Genomic DNA, 24,622 nt, shown 5'->3' with positions numbered 1-24,622 from the left:
GCGCTCAGATTGCCTCACTGCAAATGAGCAGATTAGCACAACGCGAAGCGGAATGAAAAGTCGTTAGACTACAAATGAAATAACGCCTATATCTCCGATAAGGCTTTTTTCAGGGCGTCGAACGGCAGCAAAACGCAACCGTGGCGGCTGCGGTAGTCGGCAACCGGCTGAAAGTTGGCCATCTCCGACCAATCGCCGTCGGGCGCCGAGCCGCCGGACTTCAACATTTCCCGTATAGACTGGGCGGCGGCGGCGACTTGCTCGGCGTTTTGACCGATGGCCGTACGGCTGAGTACCGCAGCAGACGCCTGACAGATCAGGCAAGCACGGACTTCGCGGCCGATACCGGCGACCTTTCCACCGTCCAGCGCTACGTCAATGGTCACGCGGTCGCCGCAGAGCGGATTGTCGACGGTCGTGCTGAGGTCGGGCTTTTCCAAACGCTGTTCGGGCAGACCTGCCAGATCAAGCAGGGTTTTATGATACAGGTCTTCACTCACGCCGATTTTTCCTGATCGTCGGACGTTGTTCCCCTCAGCAGAGCCAGTGCCTCCGGTGTGTCGATGTCCAGAAAGATCTCGGCGCCGTCCATGGGGACTTCGCAAACCAGTTCAGCAAACTCGCCGATCAGGTGTTTAGCGCCGACATCACCGGCAAGCGCTCGCATCGCCGCAAAAAACCGGCGGCCCCAAAGGACGGGATTACCGCGCTTGCCTTCGTGGGTCGGAACGCAGATCGCCCGGCTTTCGATAGGATTGAAGGCCGCGATCAGACCGTTGAGAGTCTTAGCTTTCAGGCGTGGCATATCGCCCAAACAGACAATGACGCCATCGATGTCTTCGCCGAGAGCAGCGAGGCCGGCCTTCAGCGACGTACTTAGGCCTTGGTCGTAGTCCGGATTGTGAACATGAGGCACACCGTAATGGTCTGCTAGCAACCCTACGCTGTCGGCTTCGTGGCCAGTGACCAGGATCGTCTTGACGCACTGACTCTCAGCAGCGGTTTCCAGTACTCGCGCCAGCATGGCCTTTCCGTCAATCTCGGCCAGCAGCTTATTGGCAACGCCCATACGCCTGGATTGTCCCGCGGCCAGCACCAGTGCTGCAATTCTTGGAATCCTCGGAATGCCGTCGTGCAGTGGGCTGTCGCCTTCTCGGGGTTGAGGCCGGCTTGGAATCTCCTTGAGTAAACCTCCGGCGCCCATGGCTGTGATGTCGTCCCGTGTGACCCTTAAACCGGCCAGCAACCGCTCGAGCACCCAGTCGAAACCGTTCATCTTGGGCGAACGCGCGCAGCCGGGAAGACCGATGACGGGCACCTCTCCATGCTGGGCGAGCAGCATCAGGTTTCCTGGGTCGACCGGCATCCCGAAGTGCTCAATCGTGCCGCCAGCCGCGACAATGCCAGAGGGAACCACATCGCGCCGGTCCGTGATTGCAGAAGCTCCGAATACCAGAACCAAGCCGCAATCTGCCGCGAGCAATTCAGACACTGCGGCGGCCACATCGGTTTCATGATGCGGTACCGTTCGGCGCTCGGCGAGACGACTCCCAAGGCTTTCCAGCCGGGTCCGGATGACTTCCACCGTTTTATCCAGCACCTTAGTCCGCGTGTCGGGAAGGCGTGTCAGAACAAGACCCACATTCCGTGACTCGAAAGCAGCAACGCGCACCAGCGGGTGAGCACCCGAGGCGATGTGCGAGGCTGATTCAACCACGGTCGCCGGTGCCGATAAGGGAATGACCTTGATGGTCGCCAACATTTGCCCCGTCGTGACACGTTCATAGGGCGAAAGCGTCGCGATGGTCATGGCTTCATCGATACGGTTCAGACGCGTTACTGCCTCCGTTTCAATTACGGCAACACCCTGAACTTTTGCATAGAGGTTGCAGCGGCCGGTGAAGGGGGCGGCGACCTCGACTCCGTCGCCGGCCGAGGCCTTCGCCACTTGGGCTGCGGCGGCATCCTCGGGAATGTCGTCGGGTTCGAGCCTGGCCGCCATCACTTCCGTTACGCCTGCGGCCAGAAGCGCGTCGACATCTTCCACCGACAGGCGGTGGCCCTTCTTGAATTTACGCGTGCCAGCCAGCACCGAATGGCCGAGCACGGTGCCCTCGGCTTCGCTTGGCGCTATGCGGCCGAACTTCATGCAGTGGGACTCATTGCGGACGCCTCGGCTTTATCTGGTCTCGTCACAGATGCCGTCTTGGCCTCGGTCGCGCCTTGACGCAGCGTCTGGGTAATCTTTGCGAGGATTGAGACGGCAATCTCGGCAGGCGACTTAGCACCTATGGCAAGCCCGATCGGTCCGTCGATGCGCGCCTGCGCCGCTTCGTCGAAGCCTGCGGCGCTAAGACGGGCGAGTCGTGCGGCATGGGTTTTCCGACTGCCCAGTGAGCCGATGTAAAAGGCTGTCGATTTGAGAGCGGCGTTCAGTGCCGGGTCGTCGATCTTCGGATCGTGAGTCAGGGTGACGATGGCGGTCCGCCGGTCCGGGGTTAGGGTCTCCAGGGCGGTATCCGGCCAGTCGTTGGAGAGTGTGACGCCAGGAAAGCGCAAATCGCTGCCGAAAGCGCGGCGTGGATCGACCACCGTCACGTCATAACCGGCAATTTGAGCCATCGGAACCAAAGCCTGTGAGATATGAACCGCACCGACCACGATCATACGCAGGGGTGGATTGAACACCTGTAGGAAGATGCGTTTGCCGTCAGCCTCGAACACCTGGCTTTTGTCGGCGAGAGCGGCAGTCTGTGCCGCTTCAATCAAAGGATCGTTCGAGTTGCCTTGAAAAGGGTGAATCAGATGCTCGTCGCCGGTTGCCAGGTCGAGCGCGCGTACGACTGGTTTTTTGCCGTCTCTATCTGACTGAATCTGCCCAAGAGTATCGCTCTTCATCAGTTAAGCCGCTCGACAAACACCTGGATCTTGCCGCCGCAGGCCAATCCCACGTCCCAGGCCTGGCTGTTGCTGACGCCGAACTCCAGCAGCTTTGGCGTACCGCTCTCCATGATATCGAGGGCCTCCTGCACGACGGCGCTTTCAACGCACCCGCCGCTAACCGATCCGATCATGTTCATTGCTCCGTCGACCACCAGTTGGCTGCCGGCGGGGCGGGGGGCAGAGCCCCAGGTCGAGACAACCGTTGCGATGGCAACATCCCGACCTTCGGCCTTCCAGGCAGCGGCTTGACGCAGGATGTCGGCTTCTTCCTGTTGAACGAGAGGTGACTCTGTCATGCGGCAAAATTCCCTTCCTGAATCGAAACGTGACCCTCCTGGACGCGGCTGGGCGGCCGACTAAGGACGCCCGCAAGCTCGTCCAGGGAGTTTAAGCTGTGCACCGAGCGAAAATCGTCGACGTGCGGCAGGATTGCCCGGATGCCTTTCGATTTTGGTTCGAAGCCATCGTAACGCAAGAGCGGGTTCAGCCAAATAAGTCGTCGGCAGGATTTATGTAGGCGCTCCATTTCTTCGCTCAGACCGGTTCCGGCGTCACGGTCCAGGCCGTCGGAGATAAACAGCACCAGCGCGCCCTGTCCCAGAACCCGGCGTGACCAATTGACATTAAATTCTGACAGGGTTTGCCCAATTCGCGTGCCGCCGGACCAATCCTCAACCGATTCACCGATCTTTTCCAGTGCTACATCGACGTCTCTGGTTCGCAGGTAGCGTGTCACGTTGGTCAGGCGGGTGCCGAACAGAAAAGTATGGACCCGGTCGCGGTCGTTTGTGATCGCATGCAGGAAGTGCAGGAACATGCGGCTGTACTGACTCATGGAACCGGAAATATCGCAAAGCACGACCAGAGGCGGATGCCGATGGACCCGTGCGCGGCGGCGCAAGGGGATGCTGTCGCCACCTGAACGCAGGGAAGCCCGCAGAGACCGGCGCATATCGATCTTCTGCCCGCGCGCGTCGGGTTTAAAACGGCGGGTTGGTACAGCGACAATGGGCAGTCGCAGCCCAGCGATCGCCTTCTTAGCCAGCGCGACTTCTTCCGCCGACATGGATTCAAAATCCATACTGCGCAGGTTTTCTTGGTCGGAATACGTCAGAGTGGCATCAATCTCGATCGTCTCGCCTTCTTCTTCGCCCCTGGACGAAGGCATGCTCTCGCTCTCAGGCGCCATGGCATCGGACACACGCCGGCTGGCCTTCTCCCGCTCCTGTTCCGGGCCGTCCTCCAAAAATGTTGTGGGCAGCATCATCGACATCATCTTTTCAAGCAGTTCGGGATTGCGCCAGAAGATGTGAAAGGTCTGATCGAACAGCTCGCGCTGGTCACGGCGGTTCACGAAGATTGCGTGCAACGTCCAGTAAAAGTCGTCACGCCTCTGCAAGCCGGCGATTTCCACTGCCCGCAAAGCTTCGACTACCTTACTGGGACCGACAGGCAGCCCGGCGCGCCGCAGTACGCGGGCAAAATGCATGATATTTTCGGCGAATTTTCCGCCATTTGCTTCGGGGAGCGAACCATCAGGCCCTATGTCGCGTCCGCCCGTCATTGCGGTGCGGCAGCCATTTCGGCCTGAACCTCACCCAAGAGGGTCGCGGCCTCCGATCCCTGAATTTTGGCGATATCGTCCTGGTATTTCAGCAAGACTCCAAGAGTGTCGTTGATCACGCCGGGATCCAGAGACATGACATCCAATTGGGTGAGGGCCTGAGTCCAGTCGATGGTCTCGGCAATGCCCGGCAGTTTAAAGAGCTCCGCATCTTTGCGCAGTTTCTGAATGAAAGCGACGATTTCCTGGCTGAGCCGTTCAGCGGCGCCAGGCGCCTTTAGACGCAGGATTTGAAGTTCGCGTTCGGCATCGGGATAGTCGACCCAGTGATAGAGACAGCGCCGTTTCAGCGCATCGTGAATTTCGCGGGTCCGATTTGATGTCACGATGACGATAGGCGGTTCTTCGGCCTTGATCGTGCCGATCTCGGGAATGGTGATCTGAAAATCCGAGAGAACCTCGAGCAGGTAGGCTTCGAAAGGCTCGTCAGTACGGTCCAACTCGTCGATCAGCAGCACCGGTGCGCCGCGCGGTGAGGCCTCGAGCGCCGTCATCAAGGGGCGTTTAACCAAAAAGTCCTGCGAAAAGATGTCTTTCCCGAGTTGTTGCCGGTCGGCACCACCGGTCGCTTCGGCAAGCCGAATCTCAATCATCTGCCGGGCGTAATTCCACTCGTAGACCGCTGAACCCACGTCGAGACCTTCGTAGCATTGCAGACGAACCAAAGGTCGATCCAAAGTCGAAGCCAAGACTTTGGCAATTTCGGTTTTACCAACGCCGGCCTCGCCTTCCAAGAACAGGGGGCGCCCCATTTTGAGGCTGAGATATAGAACTGTTGCCAGGCTGCGGTCGGCAACATAGTCAGCCTGACCCAGAAGTTCGGCGACGTGATCGATGGAGGTCGGAAGCTCAGTGGCCATGGAACGCGGTTAATCCTTGGTAATCGGGGGCTTTGAAGGTGAAGGCGATTAGATCAAAAAGAACAAGGGGAGGCTAGGCCTCCCCTTGCTTGTTAGCCCATGAGGCTCCGTCAGCCGCCGGCGGCCTGGACCGCGCGTTTGGCCATCACCGAAACCAAGTGTGCCCGGTAATCGGCCGAGGCATGCAGATCGCTGTTCAGGTCATCCGAGGCAACTGCGATGCCGTCCAGCGACGAAGCCGAGAAGTTGCCGTTCAAGGCTGCTTCCATATCGCTTGCACGAAATACGCTGCCGCCGGCACCCGTAACCGCCACCCGGACACCGTCCGCCGTTTTGGCCACGAAGACACCGACAATTGCGTAGCGCGAAGCCGGATTGGCGAACTTCACATAAGCCGCGGCCTGAGGTACCGGAAAGCTGACCTTGGTGACGATCTCGTTCTCCGCCAGATCCGTCTCAAAGATCCCGGTGAAGAAATCGTCGGCGGCTACGGTCCGGCTGTTTGTGTGGACGGTCGCGCCCAGACCGACCAGTGCAGCAGGATAATCCGCTGCCGGATCGGCGTTTGCGACCGAACCGCCCATGGTGCCCATGTTGCGCACCTGCGCATCGCCTATACCTGAGGCCAGTTTCGCCAGGGCCGGGATCGCACCGGCGACAGCGGAGGAAGCGGCAACCGAAGCATGGGTGGCCGTGGCCCCAATCGTCACGGTCGAGCCGTCGACGGAGATATCCGAAAGACCCGGAATGCCGGCCAGATCGATCATGTCGGATGGCTGAGCCAACCGAAGCTTCATGGTCGGCAGCAACGATTGTCCACCAGCGAGGATTTTGGCGTCTTCGCTGATCAAGCCAACCGCTTCGTCCACCGAGCCAGGACGATGATAATTAAATTCGTACATTGATATTTCCTCCTTACTCGGCGGCCTGTTGCGCGGATTGCGCCGCGCGCCAGACTTTTTCACGGGTTGCCGGCATATCGATCTCGACGCCGATGGCATCGGTGATGGCGTTCATCAAGGCCGCGGGTGCGGCAATGGCACCGGCTTCACCGCAACCCTTCACACCGAGCGGATTGCCGGGGCAGGGGGTGTTGGTGGTTTCGATTTTGAAGCTCGGCAGATCATCTGCACGCGGCATGGTGTAATCCATGTAGGAACCGCTCAACAGCTGCCCGGTGTCCGGATCATAGACTGCGTTCTCCAGCAGCGCCTGACCAATGCCTTGTGCCACACCACCATGGATCTGGCCTTCGACAATCATCGGGTTGATGACGTTTCCGAAGTCGTCCGAAGCCGCCCAGTCGACGACTTCAACGGCACCGGTATCCGGATCCACCTCGACCTCTGCAATGTGCGTGCCGGCAGGGAAGGTAAAGTTGGTCGGATCATAGAAGGCCGTTTCATCCATGCCGGGCTCTAGATCCGGCGGATAGTTGTGCGGCACATAGGCGGCAAAGGCCACTTCGGCCATGGTCACCTGTTTGTCCGTACCGGCGACCTTGAACACGCCATTCGCATGCTCGATATCTTCGGCGGAGGCTTCCATCAGGTGGGCAGCCACCTTTTTGCCTTTCTCGACGATCTTGTCGACGGCCCGCATGATGGCCGAGCCACCTACGGCAAGCGAACGCGAACCGTAGGTCCCCATACCGAAGGGCACTTTGCCCGTATCGCCATGCGAAACCTCGACGTTCTCGATCGGCACGCCCAGATGTTCGGAGATCAACTGCGCAAAGGTCGTCTCGTGACCCTGACCGTGCGAATGACTGCCGGTAAAGACCGTGACGCCCCCAGTTGGGTTGAAGCGGACCTGCGCCGATTCCCAGAGGCCGACACCGGCGCCCAGGGAGCCAACTGCTGCTGACGGAGCGATACCGCAGGCTTCGATGAAAGACGACAGGCCGATGCCGCGTTTCTTGCCGCGGCTTTCCGACTCTGCCCGACGTGCCGCAAAGCCGTCGTAATCGATCAACTTGAGGGCGGTATCGAGGTTGAGTGGGTAGTTGCCGGAATCGTAGGTCATGATGACCGGCGTCTCGTAAGGATAAGCGTCCGGTGCGATGAAATTGCGTTTGCGCAGTTCCACCGGCGAAATCCCCAGATCCCTGGCTGCGCGCTCCACGATGCGCTCAACCACATAGGTGGCTTCGGGCCGGCCGGCGCCCCGGTAGGCATCAACGGGCGCGGTATTGGTGAAGACCGCTTTTACGTTCGCGTAGATCGCGGGCGTAGTGTACTGCCCGGCCAGCAGAGTTGCATAGAGATAGCTGGGCACCGATGTCGCGAAGGTGGATAGGTAGGCCCCCATGTTGGCGATGGTGTTGACCCGCAGACCCAGGAACTTCCCGTTCGCATCCATCGCCAGTTCAGCGGTGGTGTGGTGGTCACGGCCGTGAGCGTCCGAAAGGAAGGATTCCGAACGTTCGGCAGTCCATTTGACAGCCCGGTCGAGCTTTTTAGCCGCCCAGGCACAGATCGTCTCCTCGGCGTAGATGAAGATCTTGGAGCCAAAGCCGCCACCGACATCGGGGGCGATCACCCGCAGTTTGTGTTCCGGTGCAATACCGACAAAGGCGGAGAGCACCAGGCGTGCCACATGCGGGTTCTGGCTCGTGGTATAGAGCAGGATTTCATCGTTGCCGCTATCGTAGTCGCCAATGGCTGCCCGGGGCTCCATGGCGTTGGGAACGAGGCGGTTATTATAGATATCGAGCGTAGTGACATGGGCCGCCGAAGCGAATGCCGCGTCGACTGCAGCCTGATCACCCAGTTCCCAGTCATAACAGAGGTTGCCCGGCACATCGTCGTGCACCTGTGGCGCACCGGCTGCGACCGCAGCCGCGCCGTCAACCACCGGGGTCATCTCCTCATAATCGACCTCGATCAACTCGGCGGCGTCTTTGGCCTGCGCAAGAGTGTCCGCGATTACAAAAGCAACCTGATCGCCCACATGGCGCACGGTATCGACTGCGATCGCGGGATGGGCAGGCGCTTTATGAGGCTCACCGTCTTTCGAGGTGATGGCCCAGCCGCAGATCAGACCGCCGACGCCGTCGGCCGCAACGTCCGCGCCAGTGTAGATGGCAACGACACCGGGGGCCGCACTGGCCGCTGCCGTGTCGATGGATTTGATCTTGGCAAAAGCATGTGGCGAGCGGAGGAACGCGCCATATGCCTGTCCCGGGCGGTTGATGTCGTCGAGATAGCGGCCTTTGCCGGTGAGAAAACGCTTATCTTCCTTACGCTTTACCGAGGCGCCCACGCCTGTTTCGCTGGTCATGCTCAACCCCCCATGTTGTCGGCGGCAGCTTTCACCGCCTTGACGATATTGTGGTAGCCGGTGCAGCGGCAAATGTTACCTTCCAGGCCTTCGCGGATGGTTTTCTCATCAGGATTGGGATGAGTCTTCACCAGATCGATAGCGCTCATCACCATGCCCGGCGTGCAGAATCCGCACTGCAGACCATGGTGCTCTTTGAAGGCTTCCTGCATTGGATGCAATTCGCCGTTCTGAGCCAGGCCTTCGATGGTTGTCACATCGGCACCCTCATGCTGGACGGCCAGAGTGGTGCAGGCTTTAACGCTTTTGCCGTTGACGTGCACGACGCAGGCGCCGCATTGGCTGGTATCGCAACCCACATGGGTTCCGGTCAACGAGAGCTTCTCTCTGAGAAACTGCACAAGCAGTGTGCGCGGCTCCACCTCAGCCGACACTGCCTTACCGTTAACCGTCATTGAGACGTTGGGCATGTTTTCCTCCTGTCTTAAATCCACTGTTCCGGAGTCCCAAGATGAAATCGCCGATTTTAGTAGCCTGGCGACCTGGGTTATCCGCTGCATATCCTTCATAGCACGTCCGGTGCCCACCTCGACATGCGATGAAAGTGTAATATCAAGCTTCACTGACGATGCCTCACAGAAAACCCGTTCATCCGGCCTAGCGGGCGGAATGCGAAGCTTCGATGAGTCATTATCAGTGAACCTTGGTACGGGCTCAGCCTTAAAGTCTCGTGCCTGGGGCCGGACAGGTCAACTCGCTTATCGTGAAATTTTAACTTTTCGATGAGGAACAGCCGCGCAAGGTCAACTCATCCTAGCGGAAGTATCGAGGATAAATAGAGCGGCTATTGAGCAAACTGGACGAACTTCGGTTGTAAAATTGCCATTGCGACTCGGGTGTCGCGGCTCCAATGCAGAAATAAAGTTCGAAACATGGCGGCGGAAATGTGCCTGTAAGCAGGAGAAAACCGCCGGTTCTGCTGATGCCCTCGATCACAATCGAAGGCAAGGCCGAAAAATACATACAATTTTAATAAGTTTGCGTACAAAATGATGGTCAGTTCAGGTTGTGAATCCGTCAGCCGAAAGCGCTCTCGGATCCCGCGGGCAAAAGCCTCGCAAATTGGTCGTAATGGGTGACGCATCGACGTTTCTTGCGGTCTAAAATAACACCTGCAAAACGACCTTTTCGAACACGACCCGACCGAGATTTTGACGTGGAAGTGAACGATAAGATCTTGATTTCGCCATCTTTGGCGTCCAAATCTCATAGTAGACGCAGAGAAAAGTTGAGTGACCCCTGCCGGTTTGGCGGGATGCCTTTCCGCCACCCAAAGCGAAAGAGGTTCAACTATGGTAAAGCCTGCGAGCGACTTTAAAAGCCTGATCGAAAACGACCGCGCAGCGAATGCTGAAGCGCGGTGGGAAGGCACGCTCCTCGACTATCTCGACAAACTCAAAACCGACCCGGATCTTTGCAAGCTGGCGCACGCCAGACTCTACGAAGCCGTCGTCAAAGATGGCGCTGAATTGCTCTCCAGCGGTGATGATCCGAAGGTCAAGCGCCTGTTTGGGGACGATCCCCCCAAGCTATACAGCTTTTTCAAAGACGAGTTCTTCGGCGTGGAGCGGGTTATCTCGCAGATCGTCCGCTATCTCCACTCTGCATCGCTCAAGGGTGAAGAGAGCCGGCAGGTTCTCTATCTCATGGGGCCGGTCGGCGCTGGCAAGTCGTCTCTCGCCGAGAAGCTGCGTAAAGGTCTTGAAGCATCGGAGCCTTTCTTTGCCATTGAAGGCTGCCCGGTTCAGGAAGAACCTCTGCATCTTATTCCAAACCATTTGCGGCGCGAATTCGAAAAGATGTTGGATGTCAGCATCATCGGCGAACTCTGTCCGCTCTGCCGTTATCGCTTGGAGCATGAGTTCGACGGTCACTACGAAAAATTCCCGGTGACGACCGTCCGCTTTTCCAAGGCCGCGCGACGCGGTATGGCGATCGTGCCGCCAGTCGATCCGAACAATCAGGACACCTCTGTTCTTATCGGGTCGGAAGACATCTCCAAGCTTGACCGTTATTCGGAAGGTGATCCGCGCGTTCTGGACCTCAATGGTGCCTTTAACGTCGGCAACCGCGGCATGGTCGAATTCATCGAAGTCTTTAAGAACGAGACCGAATACCTGCACACCATTATTACGGCAACGCAGGAAAAATTCGTCCCGGCGCCCGGGCGGCACGGTACCGTCTATGTGGACACCGCGATCGTTGCGCACTCGAATGAAGCCGAGTGGCAACGTTTCAAGGCGGATCCGACCAACGAAGCGATCCTGGACCGCATTGTGACGGTGAAGGTGCCGTATAATCTACGCGTTTCCGAAGAAGTGAAGATCGTCGACAAGATGCTGAAGTCTTCCGGCTTCCGCGCCCATATCGCACCACATACGCTCGAGATCACTTCGATGTTTGCCGTTCTGTCGCGGCTGCAGCCATCGAATAAATGCGATCTTATGACCAAGCTGAAGATCTACGATGGAGAAAAAATCGTCGAGAAGGGCCGGGCGAAAAAGGTCGATGTCGACGAGCTGCGTGAAGAAGCGCCTTTTGAAGGCATGAACGGGATCTCACCGCGTTTCATCATGAAGGCCGTGGACAATGCGTTGTCCGAAAGCTCGGATGGTCTGACGCCGATCCATGTCCGTGAAGCCTTGATCAACATGGTCAAGGAAGCGGATTTTCCTGACGACACCCGTAAGCGCTATCTCGAGTTCCTGCAGGACACCATTCACAAGGCCTATCTTGAGATCCTGGAGAAAGAAATAACACGTGCTTTCGTCTTTGCGTACGAGGAACAGGCCGATTCTCTGTTCCAGAACTACCTGGATCATGCCGAAGCCTACGTGACCAAAACTTCGGTCAAGGATCAAGATACCCGCGAGGAGCTGGAGCCCGATATGGCCTTCCTGCAGTCGATCGAGGAGCAGATTGCCATCGTCGGTGCGGCTGCCGACGGTTTCCGGCAGGAAGTCATCGCCTATCTTTGGGCGGCGAGCCGGCGGAATGAAAAGATCAGCTTCAACAGTTACGAACCTTTGAAGGAAGCTATCGAGAAGAAACTGACCAGCTCGGTGCGTGAGATCAGCCGGATCATTACCAAAGCCCGGACACGCGACGAAGAGCAGGGCGAAAAGTACGACGCGCTGGTCAAAAATCTGTTGGATCGTGGCTACAACGAGTTTTCCGCTGAGATTGTTCTGAAGTATGCGGCAAACAATCTTTGGAAGGACTGACCAGGAAACGGGAGAATGAGGACCCGATGATGAGAGGCGGCACCCCTGGCCGAGACTGTTTTGGAAAGCTGACGACAGATCAGCGGCCGCCTTACCCCAATCCTTCTCCGGAGGTGATCGTATGACCACCGTTTTTCGGCCCTATTCCGCGTCAGATGCTCTTCGCTCGGACCGGAGCGCGGGAGATCGTCTCCGGCATCGGCAGAAAATTCGCGAAGCACTCAAGGAAAACATTGCCGAGATCGTGGCCGAGGAGTCGATCTTGACCCGCGGTTCCGATCGCATCGTCAAGGTGCCGATCCGGGGCATCAAAGAATACCGTTTCGTGTATGGCGACGGCTCGCCCCGGGTTGCCTCCTCGGGCCAGGGTGAGGTCAAGAAAGGCCAGGTCATCGGCCAGGACGAGCAAGAGGGCGAAGGCACTGGCCGTGGCCCCGGCGGCGACCGGCCCGGCGTTGACTACTACGAAACCGACGTGACGATCGACGAGTTGGTCGACCTGCTGTTCGAGGATCTTCAGCTCCCGGATATGGAGCGTAAGCATCTGCGCGAGATCGAGGTGGATCACGGCACCAAACGGCTCGGCTATCGCCGCAGCGGTATTCGTGTGCATCTGGACAAAAAACGCACGTTGAAATCCAAGATCCGCCGCCGTGTGGCAACCGGCAGCGCCGGTCCAGTGGAAGAATTGCCGTCGGCGTCGCTGCAGGATCCGGCAGCGGGCGCGGAAAAACCGCGCTTTCCTTTCCACAAGGAAGACCTGCGCTATCGGCGGCGTGTGCCTGACGTGCGGCCTGAATCCAATGCTGTGGTGATCTGCATCATGGATACCTCAGGCTCCATGGATGTCATGAAGAAGTATCTGGCGCGCAGCTTTTTCTTCTTGCTCTACCAGTTCGTGCGGACCCGTTACCAGACCACGGAACTCGTCTTTGTCGCTCATCACACTCAGGCGCGCGAAGTCGATGAAGAAGAATTTTTCAGTAAGGGAGAGTCCGGCGGCACCATGATCTCCTCGGGATACCGCAAAGCGCTCGAGATCATTCAGGACCGCTATCATCCCTCGCTTTGGAATATCTATGCCTTCCACTGTTCGGACGGCGAGAATTTCAGCAGCGACAATACAGAGGCCTGTAACGCTGCACAGGATCTTTGCGATGTCTGTAATCTCTTCGGGTACGGCGAGATCAAATCCGAGGCCGAGTATTTCGGTGCAACCTCGATGCGCAAGGTGTTCGAGCGCCTAAAGGCTGACAATTTCCACGCTGTGGTGATCGATGATCGTGAAGACGTCTGGCCGAGCCTCAAAGCCGTACTTTCGAAGGAGCGTGTCGATCCCCAGAAGGAGGGCACGGGCTAGTTTTCCGAACAGCTTGGTGGGCTCAAGTCTCTTAGCTAAAGCAACCGACGGAGCGGATAATCGTATGGAACGGATCTACGAAACCAGTGATCTTGAGGCGTGGGACGAGAAGATCCGCGTGAAGGTCGAGGAATTCGGCCTGACCTGCTACGATCAAGAATTCGAACTCTGCGACCACACCCAGATGCTAGGCGCCATGGCCTATCACGGTATGCCGGCCCATTATCCACACTGGTCCTACGGCAAAGCCTTTGAGCGCCAGTCGACGCTTTACAATCATGGTGCGGCGGGTCTGCCCTACGAAATGGTCATCAATGCCTCGCCGAGCCTTGCCTATCTCATGAGTAAGAACTCGCTTTGCCTGCAGATCCTCACCATCGCGCACGTCTACGCGCACAACGACTTTTTCCGTAACAACGCAACCTTTAAATTCACCCAGGCCGACAACGTGATTCCGGCCTTTAAGGCGCGGGCCGACCGGGTGCGGGACTATATGGAAGATCCCTCTATCGGGATGAGCAAGGTCGAGCCGGTTCTTGATGCCGCCCATGCACTTTCCATGCAGTGCAGCCGCAATCCGGCGATCCGGAAATTGTCCCAGGATGAACAGAAACAGCGCGCACTGGCGGCGGCCCAACCGCCGGCCGATGAATACAGCAAGATTCACAAACGGCCAGACTATATCGAACCGGATCTGAGCAAGGTTCCTCTGGAGCCGGACGAAGATATTCTACTCTTCATTCGTGATCACCAGCCTAGGCTTTCAGACTGGGAGCGGGATCTGCTGACGATCGTGCATCAGGAAGCTCAATACTTCATTCCCCAGATGGAAACCAAGATCATGAATGAAGGCTGGGCGACTTTTTGGCATCGGGAGATCATGAACAGCCTGGATCTGCCCCAGGACATCTATCTGGAATTCCTGGTGCGTCACAATCAGGTGGTCCAGCCGATTGCGGGCGATATCAATCCCTACCATGTGGGATTGAAGGTTTGGGATGATATCAAACGGCGTTATGACGAGCCGACGGACGACGAAATCGCACGAGACGGTAAACCGGTTATGACCGGCAATGAGGCTATGTTTGCATTGCGTGAAACCGACCGTGATTCCTCTTTCCTGCGGCGATTTTTGACCGAAGATCTCTGTGGCGAGCTTGGATTGTTCGAGTTTCAGTCGCAAGACGGTGCTCTGGTGGTTACTGAAACGCCTGACGAGGGCGAGTGGAAGACCATCCGCGAAACCCTGCTGCGTTCCGTCGGGACTGCGTCGATGCCTGTGATCAAGGTTGAGGATGCCGATTACGATCAAAATGGCACGCTGCTGCTCGCGCATGAGCATGACGGCCGCAATCTTCATCCCGGTTACGCCGAGCATAGCTTGGCGCATGTCCATCGCCTTTGGGGGCGGCCGGTTGCATTGAAGACGGAAAGCGCTGGCGAAACCCAGGTTTGGTGCTACGATGACAATGGGTTCCGCGACGCGAGCTGACAAATCAGCAAAAGTCTGATGCCAAGGCAAACCGTGATCTTTTCCGCATCGTGGAACAGCTGAAACACTCCCTGGATTAATCTACTTCCAAGACATAGGTTTTCTGCCCTGAGACAAGGGAACCAGCGCGACGGCTAAATACCTACCACATGTATTGAGCTGGCAGGTTCGGCGCTTATCGCCACTTTGCGCTGTTGAGTGCGTGGAGGGCGCGAGGGCGTCCGTTAGAAAATAATGAGGCGGCGGTCGGTTCAAATCCTCCGCTCGCCCACCAGGGAGATAATTGATGCGGGATTTTCAGGCGGGCGGGCGCTCGGCGGCTTTTGGCGAAACGGGGATGGTGGCGACATCGCATCCGGAAGCGTCTCTCGCGGCTCTGGAACAGTTGCGCGCCGGCGGAAATGCGGTTGATGCCGCTTTAGCCGCCGTTTCCACGCTTTGTGTCGTTGAACCGCATATGACCGGTGTGGGCGGCGACTGTTTTGTCCTCTATTGCCCCGCCAGCGGCCCCAAAGCAAATCAGGTCATTGCGCTTAACGGTTCGGGACGCGCTCCATCGGCTATGACGTCCGACGCCCTGCTGGCGCAAGGGATTACGGAAATTGATTATCAAAGCGCTCACGCGGTCACGGTGCCGGGGGCCATCGACGCCTGGTGTAAGCTGCATGAAACCTACGGTTCCCGGCCTCTCGACACCATCTTCGCCCGCGCCATTGGACTGGGCGAAAACGGTTACCGGGTTCTGCCGCGCATCGCGCTCGACTGGGCGGACAACGTTGAGCGTCTGATGAAAGATGCCAACGCCACGGCGACGTTTCTGCCAGGCGGTACAGCGCCGCTGGCCGGTGATCGTCACGCGCAGCCTGCGCTGGCTGCGACCCTGCGCGGTATCGCAGCAAAAGGCAGAAGCGCGTTCTACGAAGGCGCTGTCGCCGAAGACATTGTTGATACGCTGCGCGGCCTCGGTGGATTTCACAGACTGGAAGATTTCGTAAACCAGACCAGCGAGTTCGTTGAACCGATAAAAACCGCTTACCGGGGCTACGAAGTGTACGAATGTCCGCCGAACGGTCAGGGCCTGATTGCTTTGATGATTCTGAACCAGCTGTCCGGTCTCGGTTTCGACGGCGAGCTATCGGAGCTCGACCGGGTGCATCTGCTTGCCGAGGCGACCAAGCTTGGCTATGCCAGCCGGGATTGTTTCCTCGCGGATCCCGCCAAGGTCGACGTGCCGGTCGAACAATTGCTGTCGGAAGCTTACGCTGACAAACTGCGGCAGCAGATCAAGACTGATAGCGCCCTCGACACGCCGGACACGGGTCTGCCGGAGCATAAAGATACCGTATATCTGACCGTGGTTGACCGGGACGGTAATGCGATCTCCTTCATCAACTCCATATTCGAAGCCTTCGGCAGTACGCGGCTCGCGCCGAAGTCGGGTGTAATGCTGCACAATCGCGGAGCCAGTTTCCGGGTTTCGAACGATCACCCCAACGGCATCGCGCCGGGCAAACGCCCTCTCCATACGATCATTCCCGGCATGGTAATGCGCGAGGGCAGGGCGGTGATGCCGTTTGGCGTGATGGGAGGTCACTATCAAGCGACCGGTCATGCCAATTTTCTGTCGCGAGTCTTCGATGAGGGCGTGAACGTGCAACAGGCCCTTGAGTGGCCGCGCAGCTTTGCCTCTGACGGTGCCCTGAAAATTGAAGTCGGATACGACGACAGCGTGTATCAGGGATTGGCCGCACGCGGGCATCAAGTGGTTTGGGCCGACCGGGCGATCGGTGGTGGACAGGCAATCTGGATCGATCATGCGCGAGGGGTCTTGATCGGCGGTTCCGATCCGCGCAAGGATGGCTGTGCCTTGGGCTTGTAGCCCAACCTGAACAAGGAGCCGGACGCATGCTGAAGATTTGGGGGCGACGGACCTCGTCCAATGTCCAAAAGGTCATGTGGCTGGTCGCCGAACTGGGTTTGGAGCATGAGCGCATAGATGCCGGCGGGAAATTCGGTGGCCTGGATACACCTGAGTTCCGGCAACTGAATCCCCACGGCCGCATACCGGTTCTTGAAGACGGAGAAACGGTCGTTTGGGAATCCCACGCGATCCTGCGTTATCTGGCGGCAGCTTCAGGCGACGGCCGATTCTGGCCAGCGGATCCCGCGCTACGCGCTCAGTCGGACCAGTGGATCGAATGGACGCAAACCGGCCTCCAGCGCAGTTTCATGGACCTCTTTTGGGGTTACTACCGCACGCCGGAACCCGAGCGCGATCCTGCTTTTGTCAAGAGCGCTCTCGAGCGTACCAACAGCGATTTCCAACTGCTCGACAAACTGATCGCTGGGCGCGAATACCTGGTCGGAGATTCTCTGTCGTTGTCAGACATTCCCGCAGGTACGACGCTGTACCGCTACTTTGAGATGGAAATCCTTCGCCCGTCTTTGCCCAACATCGAGGCCTGGTACACCCGTTTGCAGAAAAGCCAAGCCTACCGTGATCATGTCATGGTGCCATTCGATGAGCTTTTCGGCCGAAGAAGCTTTTGACTCTGTGCTGATGTCTTTCGCACGAACGGCGCGGTAGTTTAGCGAAGTTCTGTTGATTTGCGGATCGGTGCGGTGCTGTTTATGGCAGCGGGAATGCAGGTTAGGAGCACAGGTGTACCAGATCGATATGCACGACAGGGTTGTCGAGTTAACGGATATCCCGCGGATGGAATCTGGCGCGCCTCTGCCAAAATTGGTCACGAATGAAGACGGACTTGACCTAATCTATCTGCTCGACGAGCCCGACCCGAATTGGGATGGGAGTACCGCAACCATGGTGTCGCCGGATACTGAGCGCGCAAAGATCGCCTGCATCCGGTTCGACGCCACTTGGGCCCATATGCTCGGCCCACCCAACGATGAAGCTCTGGCAGGGCATCCGCTCGCCCGCCGGGGGCTCAGCCATTACGCTGTCTTTGAGATCCTTCACTCTTCATGGGTTCGTTCTCTGGAACGCATGAACGCGGTGCACCCAAATCATAGCCCTGAGATGTTTGCAAATTTGCGCCACTTTATCTTTACCTTTCACGACGAAACCTTCGAATGTGTTGCAAGAGGCTACAAGTTTCGCATCGCCAAGGGGTCGATTACCTCCGTCGCTGCGTCGCTCCCGTCGGCCTGGCGTTGATGCCATGTGCACCCAATTTGGTATTCTAGCGATCCTGAGAGGCGCGCCTGCGGTCCTCTCAAATCGGTGGCCTCCTTAATAGGTCGCCCGCCCGCCCGACAGGTCGAACACAGCGCCTGTCGTGAAGGAATTTTCCGGCGAGACGAGCCATGCGATCATACCGGCTGCTTCCTCGACCTGCAGGAAACGGTTCCTTGGGATCTTGGAAAGCATGTAGTCAATATGCTCCTGGCTCATCTGGTCGAAAATCCTGGTACGGGCAGCGGCAGGGGTGACGGCGTTGACGGCGATATCGTGACCGGCGGTTTCCTTGCCGAGTGACTTGGTCAGGGCGATCACTGCCGCTTTCGACGCACTGTAGGCTGAGGCGTTGGGGTTGCCTTCCTTACCGGCAATCGAAGCGATGTTGACGATACGCCCGTAGTTGGCTGACTTCATCTCGGGGAGGACTGCGCGGTTCACGTGGAAGGTTCCCGTCAGATTGATCTGGATAACCCGTTGCCAGTCGTCCAGGGCGTAATCTTCGACCAGCGCGTTGGGGCCGGCAATGCCCGCGGAGTTGACCAGGATGTTCGGTGTGTCGAGGGCATCTCGGGTTTGCGCCAAGGCCTGCGTGACGGAGTTCCAGTCGGTGATGTCGCAGGAAACTGCAAGGCCTGACGACCCGAGTTTCTCCATAGCCGCTTCATTGCTCTCCGCAAGGTCCCAGCTTGCGACCTGTGCACCACTCTCGGCAAGCCGTTCGGCCACCGCAAAACCAATGCCCTGGGCGCCGCCGGTGACGATGGCAATATGCCCGTCCAAATCAATCTTGTTCATGCATCCCCTCTTTTTCCGCAGTTACCCCCAATACGGCATGAACGCCGGGGCTAAATCAAGATCGCTTTCTCCATCAAATTCACTGGTTAAGGGAGGCTCCTTGACTGGAATACGACTGTCAGGGCGAAGATCCCAGTCCTCAATCGACCAAAGATAATTGATTTGGTATAATCTTTATGTCAAAAATAATATTCTAACACTCAGTAATGATGACGAGGGGGCGCAATGTCAGTTGAAACCGCCATGGAAGAGCTGGTTGGAGGAGATGCTGCTGCCGACCTCACCGAGCTTTTCTCATGCCTTTCGGTGACCGAAGGCCGAATTGCGGTTGAGGATGATGCCACCTTGCGGCGTTCAATTGGGAACCTTGCGCGAATTGGCGCTTTTGGTTCTTCGGATGCCAGGCGCCACGCACATCGAGTCGCCTGGGAAATCGCCAATTCACTTGGTATTTTTCCGGCTTCTATCGATGCTCTTTACAGGGCGATTGGCCGGGGAGAAATCGACCGGCGGTTCACAGTGCCTGCGATAAATGTGAGAGCAATCGCATTTCAGTCGGCGCGCGGAGTGTTCAGCGCGATGAAGGACGTCGAAGCCGGGGCGGTCATTTTCGAACTATCGCGCGGCGAGATCGGTTTCACCGCTCAGCGTCCGCGGGAATATGCGACGTCCATTTTCTGCGCCGCTATCGCCGAAGGGCATCGAGGGCCAGTGTTCCTACAAGGCGACCATTTCCAGATTTCCGCATCGCGCTTTGCCGAGGACCCGGTGCCCGAGGTTTCGGCGGTGGCTGCGCTTATCAGCGAAGCTGTGGGGGCTGGGTTCTTTAACATCGATGTCGACACCTCAACCTTGGTCGATCTGTCGCAATCTTCAGTGCGGGAACAACAGCGGCCGAATTTCGAACTGACCGCGATCCTGGCGTGGCATACGCGCGACATTGAGCCGGATCACGTGACAATTTCACTCGGCGGTGAGATCGGCGAAGTCGGCGAGCATAACTCTACAGCCGAAGAGGTGCAGGCCTATCTCGACGGCGTCACCGCTTCCATGCCCGCGGAAGTGCCAGGACTCACAAAACTCTCCATCCAGTCCGGCACTCGGCACGGGGGCAACGTGCTAGCTGATGGTTCCTTCGGTGATATGCCGATTGATTTCGCACTTATTGATGGCCTCAGCGGTACCTGTCGCAATGGCTTTGGCTTGGCCGGATGCGTGCAGCATGGTGCGTCGCTGCTGCCAATGGAAAAGATAGCCCAGCTTCCTGAATATCGCTGTGTGGAGGTGCATCTTGCCGCTGCCTTTCTGAATGTCGTCTATGAGACATTGCCGGCTGCCCGGGTTAGGGACGCGGATGAATGGGCAAAGCAGAAATTTGCGCAGGAATGGAGGGCAGACTGGTCTGAAGCTCAGTTTTTGCATCACGCCAGGCGGTATCCCATCGGTCCCTTCAAACAAACCTGGTGGGACGAAGAGGCGTGTCACGATGCCGTGCGCAGTGGTGTACGAACACTTGCCCGCAGCTATTTCTCGGCGTTGCGCGTCGATGAAACACGGGACCTCGTGAACGGCATCATCGCACACGAGCCTGTCGACTGGATTCCTCCAGCAGACCAGACGGACTGCAACGATCATGATGAAATCGCGATAAAAGACCTCGCCAGCTAACGGAGACAAAGGACATGAAAGCCGCCGTACTGGAAGACTGGCGTCACATCGTAACCCGTCAGGTGGAGCCGCCAGTCCTCGAGGGCGGCGATGCCTTGCTACGCGTCTCCTATGCCGGCGTCTGCGGGTCTGACGCTCACATCTTTAACGGCAACAACCCCATTGCCAGAACGCCGGTGATCCAGGGTCATGAGTTCACGGGTCAGCTTGTGGAAGCTCTCGGCGCATTGCCTGAGGGGATAGCGGCAGGTGGCCGTGTCGTTGTTCAACCGCTCGTCTCCTGCGGGCTCTGCAGTCCCTGTAAAAAGGGATTGCCGCATGTCTGCGAAAAGCTCGTTGTGATTGGCGTTAACCGGGACGGCGGTTTCGCCGAATTTGTCCGGGTGCCGGCCGAGAAGCTGATCGCGGTGCCCGACGACATGCCTGACGAGATCGCGACCCTGACCGAACCTTTTGCGGTTGGCTATCACGCCTGCAGTCGCGCTCGACTGAACAAGGGGGAGGCGGTGCTCATCATCGGTGCGGGCCCGATCGGTCTCTATGCAGCTATCACAGCGCGCGAATTGGGTGCTGGTGATGTCGTCGTATGCGAAACCCGGCCGGATCGCCGGGCGCTTGCCGAAGGCTTCGGCTTTGCCGCTTTTGATCCCGCAAACGACGCCTGCCTTGCCGATCTCAAAAAAGTAAGCGATGGCAAAGGCTACGACGTTGTGATTGAGACCTCCGGCGTTGGTGCCGGGATAAATTGTGCGATAGAGGCAGCCGCAGTACGCGGCCGGATTGCCTCTCTGGGATTTCCGTCTGAGAATTTTGCGCCCTATAACGTTACGCGAGGCATCATCAAGGAGTTGGAATTTATCGGCAGCCGGGTCTACCCGCTCACCGAATTTCGCGACACTCTTTTCCTTCTGCATGACATTTTTCGCCGCAAGGCGGTTGATTTCACCAGGATTGTCACGGCGGTCCGTGGCTTGGAAGACCTTGGAAAGACTGTCTCGGACGTTGCAGACGGCCGCGAAAGCGGCAAGGTTCTCATAAAGCCGGAATAGAGATCATGTCTCGCAGTCTGTTCGTCTTTCAAGGCGGTGGTCCGACCGCGGTCATCAATGCGACGCTCGCGGGTGTTCTTGAAGCTGCCAAGCCACATTTCGAAAGCGTGATCGGCTTGCCCCACAGCCTGGAAGGTGCGGACGGACGGCAAACAATCGATCTTTCACATTTTCTGAGGGGCGGGGATGCGACGACCGGACTGAACCGGCTTGCGTCCACGCCGGGGGCTGCCCTCGGGTCGAGCCGTAAAAAGACCAGTGCGGACGACTTTGCGCGTGTCCTGCGCTTGATGCAGCAGAAGGGTGCCGACACCTTGATTGGCATCGGGGGGAACGGAACGATGGCGACCCTGCAGATGATGGCCGACCATGCCCGGGATGTAGGACACGAAATTGTTGTGAGCGGCGTGCCCAAGACGGTCGACAACGACCTGCCGGGTGTCCATGTGGCGCCGGGTTACGGCAGCGCCGCCCGTTTCGTCGCTCTCGCGACCCGTGACTACGGCTATGATTTCCGTGCCATGTCGAGCTTCGATGACGTCACGATTCTGGAGACTATGGGGCGCAACAGCGGCTGGCTTGCTGCAGCCTCCGTGCTGTTGAAGCAGTGCGATCATGATCCCCCGCATATCGTTCTTGTCCCAGAACGGCCGGTCGACGAGACCGAACTGCTAGCGGAAGTGCGTAGGCAACATGTGCACCGCGGGCACGTCTTTATCGTCGTCAACGAGATGCTGCATGACTTGAACGGAGGTCTGATCGGTGAGGCGTTCCAGAACGGACCCTGTGACAGCCTTGGCAGACGTATGTATTCGCTCTCGCTGGGCACTGGGAATTATCTGGCACAGAGGATTTGGAGCGAACTCGGATTGCAGACCCGCTGCCTCAGGCCCGGTAATCTTGGCCGGGCGATGTCGTTCTGTGTCTCGGAACCGGATCGTGAGCTCGCAAGGCAGGTCGGTGTGGAAGCGCTGGCAGCAGTTGCCGAGGGCAATGGCGCAGGGCAGATGGTTACGATTGATGCGCAGCTCGGGTTTGCCTTGCAGCCCCTAAGTGACAGTCAGGGAAGCAGGTCGCTTCCGGCTGAATTCCTTGCGATTGATCCATTTGGCATTGCGGAAGATTTCCGCTCCTATGCCCAACCGCTTATCGGTGATGTCGAACCCTTAGCGGCAGGCATTTAGATTAGATCAGGATTCAACGGAATCGCATTACATGATCTGCTCTCCCGCTGAATCTATAGACAGGCAACTTCACCGCTTAAACGGACAAATTAGTCGACGCTAGATTAGAAGCCCAAGAGCGCGGGAAGCCACAGCGAAACGGCTGGTATGAAGGTGACCAGCAGCAAGGTGGCGAGCAGGGGAATGAGAAAGGGCACCGTGCCCTTGATCGTGTCCTGCAGTGAAATGCCGCTGACCGCGCTTAGCACATAGAGCACCATGCCCAAGGGCGGGGTCAGCAGTCCAATCATCAGGTTGAGCACCATCATAACGCCGAACTGGACCGGATCAATTCCAGCTTGAACCGCGATGGGGAGCAGAACCGGTGTCAGGATGGAAATCGCTGCAATAGTTTCCAGGAAACAGCCGACAAGTAGAAGCAACAGGTTGATCAGCAGCAGTATGATCAGTGGGTCTTCGGTAAATCCGAAAACAAAAACTGAAAACTGCTCGGCAATGCGCTCACTGGTCAGGATCCAGGCGAAGATTGAGGCTGCGCTGACGATGAAGAGGATCGAGGCGGTCATCTCCGCGGTCTCGCGCGATGCGCGCCAGAGACCGGAAAGGTCGAGGGTCCGGTAGACCACAAGCCCAAGGAGTATGGCATAGGCCGAGGCGGCGATGGCCGCTTCGGTCGGTGTAAACAGGCCCCCCAATATACCGCCGACAATGATGATGGGGGTCAGAAGGGACAGGAAGGCCCGGTTAAAAGACGATCTTACGCCTGAAAATGAAAAGGCACCGTCGCGCGGCAGGTTGTTGCGTTTCGCAATGAAGTAGATCATCGCCGAAAGGCAAACTGCCATCAAAAGCCCCGGCATGAACCCGGCTACAAACAGCTTTCCGATTGAGATGTTGCCGACAAACCCGACAATGATCATTGGCAGAGACGGCGGGATCAGTGGACCGATAATCGAACTCGCAGCCGTAACACCGACGGAAAGACGGTCGCCGTAACCCCGATCGCGCATTGCCTTGATCTCGATCGCACCGAGGCCGCCGGCGTCGGCAACCGCCGCGCCGCTCATGCCTGCGAATATCACGCTCGCGCCGACATTGACGTAGCAAAGACCGCCGCGCGCCCAGCCGAGCAACGCGGACGCGAACAGGAAGATCCGATCCGTGATAGCCGACGAGTTCATCAGATTGCCGGCAAAAATGAAAAACGGAATTGCCAGCAGGGGAAAGCTATCGACGCCGCTGACCATACGATGGATGACGACGAAGTCAGGCAAGCCCTGAAACAGAACGAAAACCAGCGATCCTAGTGCGAGGGATGCGGCAACTGGCACGCCGATAACGATCATGATCGTAACGGCGATGATGAGAAGAGTGGCAGCCATTGCCTCTACAATCCTTTGGGCTCGGGAGGCTGTTCAGGTTCAGCCTGAGGAAAGAGCAGATGGACAAGATAGTGGATCGCCATCAGCCCCAGAGAGAGAGCGCAGATCCAGTAGATGATGCTTTTGGGAACATCCACGCTCGACATACTCTGCTGTGTTGTCATGGCGAAGCGGCCGGCTGTCGATGCCAGTAAGCCAAACAGAAGCATGCAGACGAAATCCATCACCCGACGGAACGACGAACGAAAGGAAGCGGGCAATAACAGCGTCAGCAGTTCGACGCTGATGTGAGAACGGTTACGGGCGCAAACGATCGCACCCGTATAGCAGAGGACGATCAAAATCATGCGGGCGATTTCTTCAGTCCAACCGAGGGAGTTGTTCAGAATGTAGCGGGTGAAGAATTGCAATCCAACGACCACGAAAAGCACCCAGAGGACGATGGTCAGCGCGGCGTCTTCCAAACGCGACACCCAATGAAAGACACTTTTCATGAG

The 24,622-nt window shown here is 57.7% G+C and carries 21 protein-coding genes; 9 read left to right on the top strand and 12 right to left on the bottom strand.

Going from position 1 to position 24,622, the window contains the following annotated elements:
- Positions 1 to 86: 86 nt before the first annotated feature.
- The 9 genes from QMZ18_RS31195 to QMZ18_RS31155 form a co-directional block, all read right to left on the bottom strand.
- Entirely contained in the window at positions 87 to 500 is a 414-nt protein-coding gene (locus QMZ18_RS31195; RefSeq protein WP_282610340.1) for an iron-sulfur cluster assembly scaffold protein, read from the bottom strand.
- Positions 497 to 2,149 (bottom strand): molybdopterin-binding/glycosyltransferase family 2 protein, encoded by a 1,653-nt coding sequence (locus QMZ18_RS31190; protein WP_282610339.1) that lies wholly within the window; start codon positions 2,147 to 2,149, stop codon positions 497 to 499. Before QMZ18_RS31190 ends, QMZ18_RS31195 begins: the two co-directional genes overlap by 4 nt.
- Positions 2,146 to 2,898: an XdhC family protein gene (locus QMZ18_RS31185; protein ID WP_282610338.1), complete on the bottom strand. Its 753-nt coding sequence runs from the start codon at positions 2,896 to 2,898 to the stop codon at positions 2,146 to 2,148. Before QMZ18_RS31185 ends, QMZ18_RS31190 begins: the two co-directional genes overlap by 4 nt.
- Complete coding sequence (locus tag QMZ18_RS31180; RefSeq protein ID WP_282610337.1) at positions 2,898 to 3,239, bottom strand: XdhC family protein; 342 nt, start codon at positions 3,237 to 3,239, stop codon at positions 2,898 to 2,900. Before QMZ18_RS31180 ends, QMZ18_RS31185 begins: the two co-directional genes overlap by 1 nt.
- Positions 3,236 to 4,507, bottom strand: coding sequence for a VWA domain-containing protein (locus QMZ18_RS31175; protein ID WP_282610336.1), 1,272 nt, complete (start codon positions 4,505 to 4,507; stop codon positions 3,236 to 3,238). The genes QMZ18_RS31180 and QMZ18_RS31175 overlap by 4 nt, the downstream gene beginning before the upstream one ends.
- The gene (locus QMZ18_RS31170; RefSeq protein WP_282610335.1) at positions 4,504 to 5,427 is read right to left on the bottom strand and encodes a MoxR family ATPase; all 924 of its coding nucleotides are present in this window, start codon (positions 5,425 to 5,427) and stop codon (positions 4,504 to 4,506) included. The genes QMZ18_RS31175 and QMZ18_RS31170 overlap by 4 nt, the downstream gene beginning before the upstream one ends.
- Positions 5,428 to 5,537: 110 nt before the next feature.
- Entirely contained in the window at positions 5,538 to 6,329 is a 792-nt protein-coding gene (locus QMZ18_RS31165) for a xanthine dehydrogenase family protein subunit M (RefSeq protein ID WP_282610334.1), read from the bottom strand.
- Between the two features lie 13 nt (positions 6,330 to 6,342).
- Positions 6,343 to 8,709 carry a xanthine dehydrogenase family protein molybdopterin-binding subunit gene (locus tag QMZ18_RS31160; RefSeq protein WP_282610333.1) on the bottom strand — a complete coding sequence of 789 codons (2,367 nt, stop codon included), beginning with the start codon at positions 8,707 to 8,709 and terminating at the stop codon, positions 6,343 to 6,345.
- 2 nt (positions 8,710 to 8,711) lie between these two features.
- Positions 8,712 to 9,179 (bottom strand): (2Fe-2S)-binding protein, encoded by a 468-nt coding sequence (locus QMZ18_RS31155; RefSeq protein WP_282610332.1) that lies wholly within the window; start codon positions 9,177 to 9,179, stop codon positions 8,712 to 8,714.
- Positions 9,180 to 10,061: 882 nt separating this feature from the next.
- Here QMZ18_RS31155 and QMZ18_RS31150 point away from each other — a divergent pair.
- The 6 genes from QMZ18_RS31150 (at position 10,062) to QMZ18_RS31125 (ending at position 18,023) form a co-directional block, all read left to right on the top strand.
- Positions 10,062 to 11,993: a hypothetical protein gene (locus QMZ18_RS31150; RefSeq protein ID WP_282610331.1), complete on the top strand. Its 1,932-nt coding sequence runs from the start codon at positions 10,062 to 10,064 to the stop codon at positions 11,991 to 11,993.
- Between the two features lie 121 nt (positions 11,994 to 12,114).
- Positions 12,115 to 13,353, top strand: a complete 1,239-nt coding sequence (locus tag QMZ18_RS31145; RefSeq protein ID WP_282610330.1) for a DUF444 family protein — start codon at positions 12,115 to 12,117, stop codon at positions 13,351 to 13,353.
- A 64-nt stretch (positions 13,354 to 13,417) separates the two neighbouring features.
- On the top strand, positions 13,418 to 14,845 hold the full coding sequence (locus QMZ18_RS31140) for a SpoVR family protein (protein ID WP_282610329.1): 1,428 nt from the start codon (positions 13,418 to 13,420) through the stop codon (positions 14,843 to 14,845).
- A 286-nt stretch (positions 14,846 to 15,131) separates the two neighbouring features.
- Positions 15,132 to 16,724 (top strand): gamma-glutamyltransferase, encoded by a 1,593-nt coding sequence (gene ggt, locus QMZ18_RS31135; RefSeq protein ID WP_282610328.1) that lies wholly within the window; start codon positions 15,132 to 15,134, stop codon positions 16,722 to 16,724.
- Positions 16,725 to 16,750: 26 nt separating this feature from the next.
- The gene (locus QMZ18_RS31130) at positions 16,751 to 17,395 is read left to right on the top strand and encodes a glutathione S-transferase family protein (protein ID WP_282610327.1); all 645 of its coding nucleotides are present in this window, start codon (positions 16,751 to 16,753) and stop codon (positions 17,393 to 17,395) included.
- Positions 17,396 to 17,507: 112 nt separating this feature from the next.
- Positions 17,508 to 18,023 (top strand): hypothetical protein, encoded by a 516-nt coding sequence (locus QMZ18_RS31125; RefSeq protein ID WP_282610326.1) that lies wholly within the window; start codon positions 17,508 to 17,510, stop codon positions 18,021 to 18,023.
- A 75-nt stretch (positions 18,024 to 18,098) separates the two neighbouring features.
- On the opposite strand, the gene QMZ18_RS31120 is transcribed toward QMZ18_RS31125, so the two are convergent.
- Entirely contained in the window at positions 18,099 to 18,842 is a 744-nt protein-coding gene (locus QMZ18_RS31120; protein WP_282610325.1) for an SDR family NAD(P)-dependent oxidoreductase, read from the bottom strand.
- Between the two features lie 225 nt (positions 18,843 to 19,067).
- Here QMZ18_RS31120 and QMZ18_RS31115 point away from each other — a divergent pair, with 225 nt between their 5' ends.
- The 3 genes from QMZ18_RS31115 to QMZ18_RS31105 are packed head-to-tail and all read left to right on the top strand — an operon-like array spanning position 19,068 to position 22,743.
- Positions 19,068 to 20,510 carry a class II fructose-bisphosphate aldolase gene (locus QMZ18_RS31115; RefSeq protein WP_282610324.1) on the top strand — a complete coding sequence of 481 codons (1,443 nt, stop codon included), beginning with the start codon at positions 19,068 to 19,070 and terminating at the stop codon, positions 20,508 to 20,510.
- Positions 20,511 to 20,524: 14 nt separating this feature from the next.
- On the top strand, positions 20,525 to 21,559 hold the full coding sequence (locus tag QMZ18_RS31110; protein WP_282610323.1) for a zinc-binding dehydrogenase: 1,035 nt from the start codon (positions 20,525 to 20,527) through the stop codon (positions 21,557 to 21,559).
- A gap of 5 nt (positions 21,560 to 21,564) precedes the next feature.
- The gene (locus QMZ18_RS31105) at positions 21,565 to 22,743 is read left to right on the top strand and encodes a diphosphate--fructose-6-phosphate 1-phosphotransferase (RefSeq protein ID WP_282610322.1); all 1,179 of its coding nucleotides are present in this window, start codon (positions 21,565 to 21,567) and stop codon (positions 22,741 to 22,743) included.
- A 104-nt stretch (positions 22,744 to 22,847) separates the two neighbouring features.
- Here QMZ18_RS31105 and QMZ18_RS31100 read toward each other — a convergent pair whose 3' ends face one another.
- Together QMZ18_RS31100 and QMZ18_RS31095 are read right to left on the bottom strand one after the other, a co-directional pair.
- Positions 22,848 to 24,125, bottom strand: coding sequence for a TRAP transporter large permease (locus QMZ18_RS31100; RefSeq protein ID WP_282610321.1), 1,278 nt, complete (start codon positions 24,123 to 24,125; stop codon positions 22,848 to 22,850).
- Between the two features lie 5 nt (positions 24,126 to 24,130).
- The gene (locus QMZ18_RS31095) at positions 24,131 to 24,619 is read right to left on the bottom strand and encodes a TRAP transporter small permease (RefSeq protein ID WP_282610320.1); all 489 of its coding nucleotides are present in this window, start codon (positions 24,617 to 24,619) and stop codon (positions 24,131 to 24,133) included.
- Between the last annotated feature and the right edge of the window lie 3 nt (positions 24,620 to 24,622).

It is taken from the genome of Pelagibius sp. Alg239-R121, from assembly GCF_947331435.1.
Lineage (GTDB): Bacteria > Pseudomonadota > Alphaproteobacteria > Kiloniellales > Kiloniellaceae > Denitrobaculum.
This window is presented reverse-complemented; position numbering and strand designations above follow the sequence as displayed.

Excerpts from the sequence above, each read along its gene's own strand:
- QMZ18_RS31190 (WP_282610339.1), bottom strand. The coding sequence starts at position 2,149 with ATGAAGTTCGGCCGCATAGCGCCAAGCGAAGCCGAGGGCACCGTGCTC.
- QMZ18_RS31185 (WP_282610338.1), bottom strand. The coding sequence starts at position 2,898 with ATGAAGAGCGATACTCTTGGGCAGATTCAGTCAGATAGAGACGGCAAA.
- QMZ18_RS31180 (WP_282610337.1), bottom strand. The coding sequence starts at position 3,239 with ATGACAGAGTCACCTCTCGTTCAACAGGAAGAAGCCGACATCCTGCGT.
- QMZ18_RS31175 (WP_282610336.1), bottom strand. The coding sequence starts at position 4,507 with ATGACGGGCGGACGCGACATAGGGCCTGATGGTTCGCTCCCCGAAGCA.
- QMZ18_RS31170 (WP_282610335.1), bottom strand. The coding sequence starts at position 5,427 with ATGGCCACTGAGCTTCCGACCTCCATCGATCACGTCGCCGAACTTCTG.
- QMZ18_RS31165 (WP_282610334.1), bottom strand. The coding sequence starts at position 6,329 with ATGTACGAATTTAATTATCATCGTCCTGGCTCGGTGGACGAAGCGGTT.
- QMZ18_RS31160 (WP_282610333.1), bottom strand. The coding sequence starts at position 8,709 with ATGACCAGCGAAACAGGCGTGGGCGCCTCGGTAAAGCGTAAGGAAGAT.
- QMZ18_RS31155 (WP_282610332.1), bottom strand. The coding sequence starts at position 9,179 with ATGCCCAACGTCTCAATGACGGTTAACGGTAAGGCAGTGTCGGCTGAG.
- QMZ18_RS31150 (WP_282610331.1), top strand. The coding sequence starts at position 10,062 with ATGGTAAAGCCTGCGAGCGACTTTAAAAGCCTGATCGAAAACGACCGC.
- QMZ18_RS31145 (WP_282610330.1), top strand. The coding sequence starts at position 12,115 with ATGACCACCGTTTTTCGGCCCTATTCCGCGTCAGATGCTCTTCGCTCG.
- QMZ18_RS31140 (WP_282610329.1), top strand. The coding sequence starts at position 13,418 with ATGGAACGGATCTACGAAACCAGTGATCTTGAGGCGTGGGACGAGAAG.
- ggt (WP_282610328.1), top strand. The coding sequence starts at position 15,132 with ATGCGGGATTTTCAGGCGGGCGGGCGCTCGGCGGCTTTTGGCGAAACG.
- QMZ18_RS31130 (WP_282610327.1), top strand. The coding sequence starts at position 16,751 with ATGCTGAAGATTTGGGGGCGACGGACCTCGTCCAATGTCCAAAAGGTC.
- QMZ18_RS31120 (WP_282610325.1), bottom strand. The coding sequence starts at position 18,842 with ATGAACAAGATTGATTTGGACGGGCATATTGCCATCGTCACCGGCGGC.
- QMZ18_RS31115 (WP_282610324.1), top strand. The coding sequence starts at position 19,068 with ATGTCAGTTGAAACCGCCATGGAAGAGCTGGTTGGAGGAGATGCTGCT.
- QMZ18_RS31110 (WP_282610323.1), top strand. The coding sequence starts at position 20,525 with ATGAAAGCCGCCGTACTGGAAGACTGGCGTCACATCGTAACCCGTCAG.
- QMZ18_RS31105 (WP_282610322.1), top strand. The coding sequence starts at position 21,565 with ATGTCTCGCAGTCTGTTCGTCTTTCAAGGCGGTGGTCCGACCGCGGTC.
- QMZ18_RS31100 (WP_282610321.1), bottom strand. The coding sequence starts at position 24,125 with ATGGCTGCCACTCTTCTCATCATCGCCGTTACGATCATGATCGTTATC.
- QMZ18_RS31095 (WP_282610320.1), bottom strand. The coding sequence starts at position 24,619 with ATGAAAAGTGTCTTTCATTGGGTGTCGCGTTTGGAAGACGCCGCGCTG.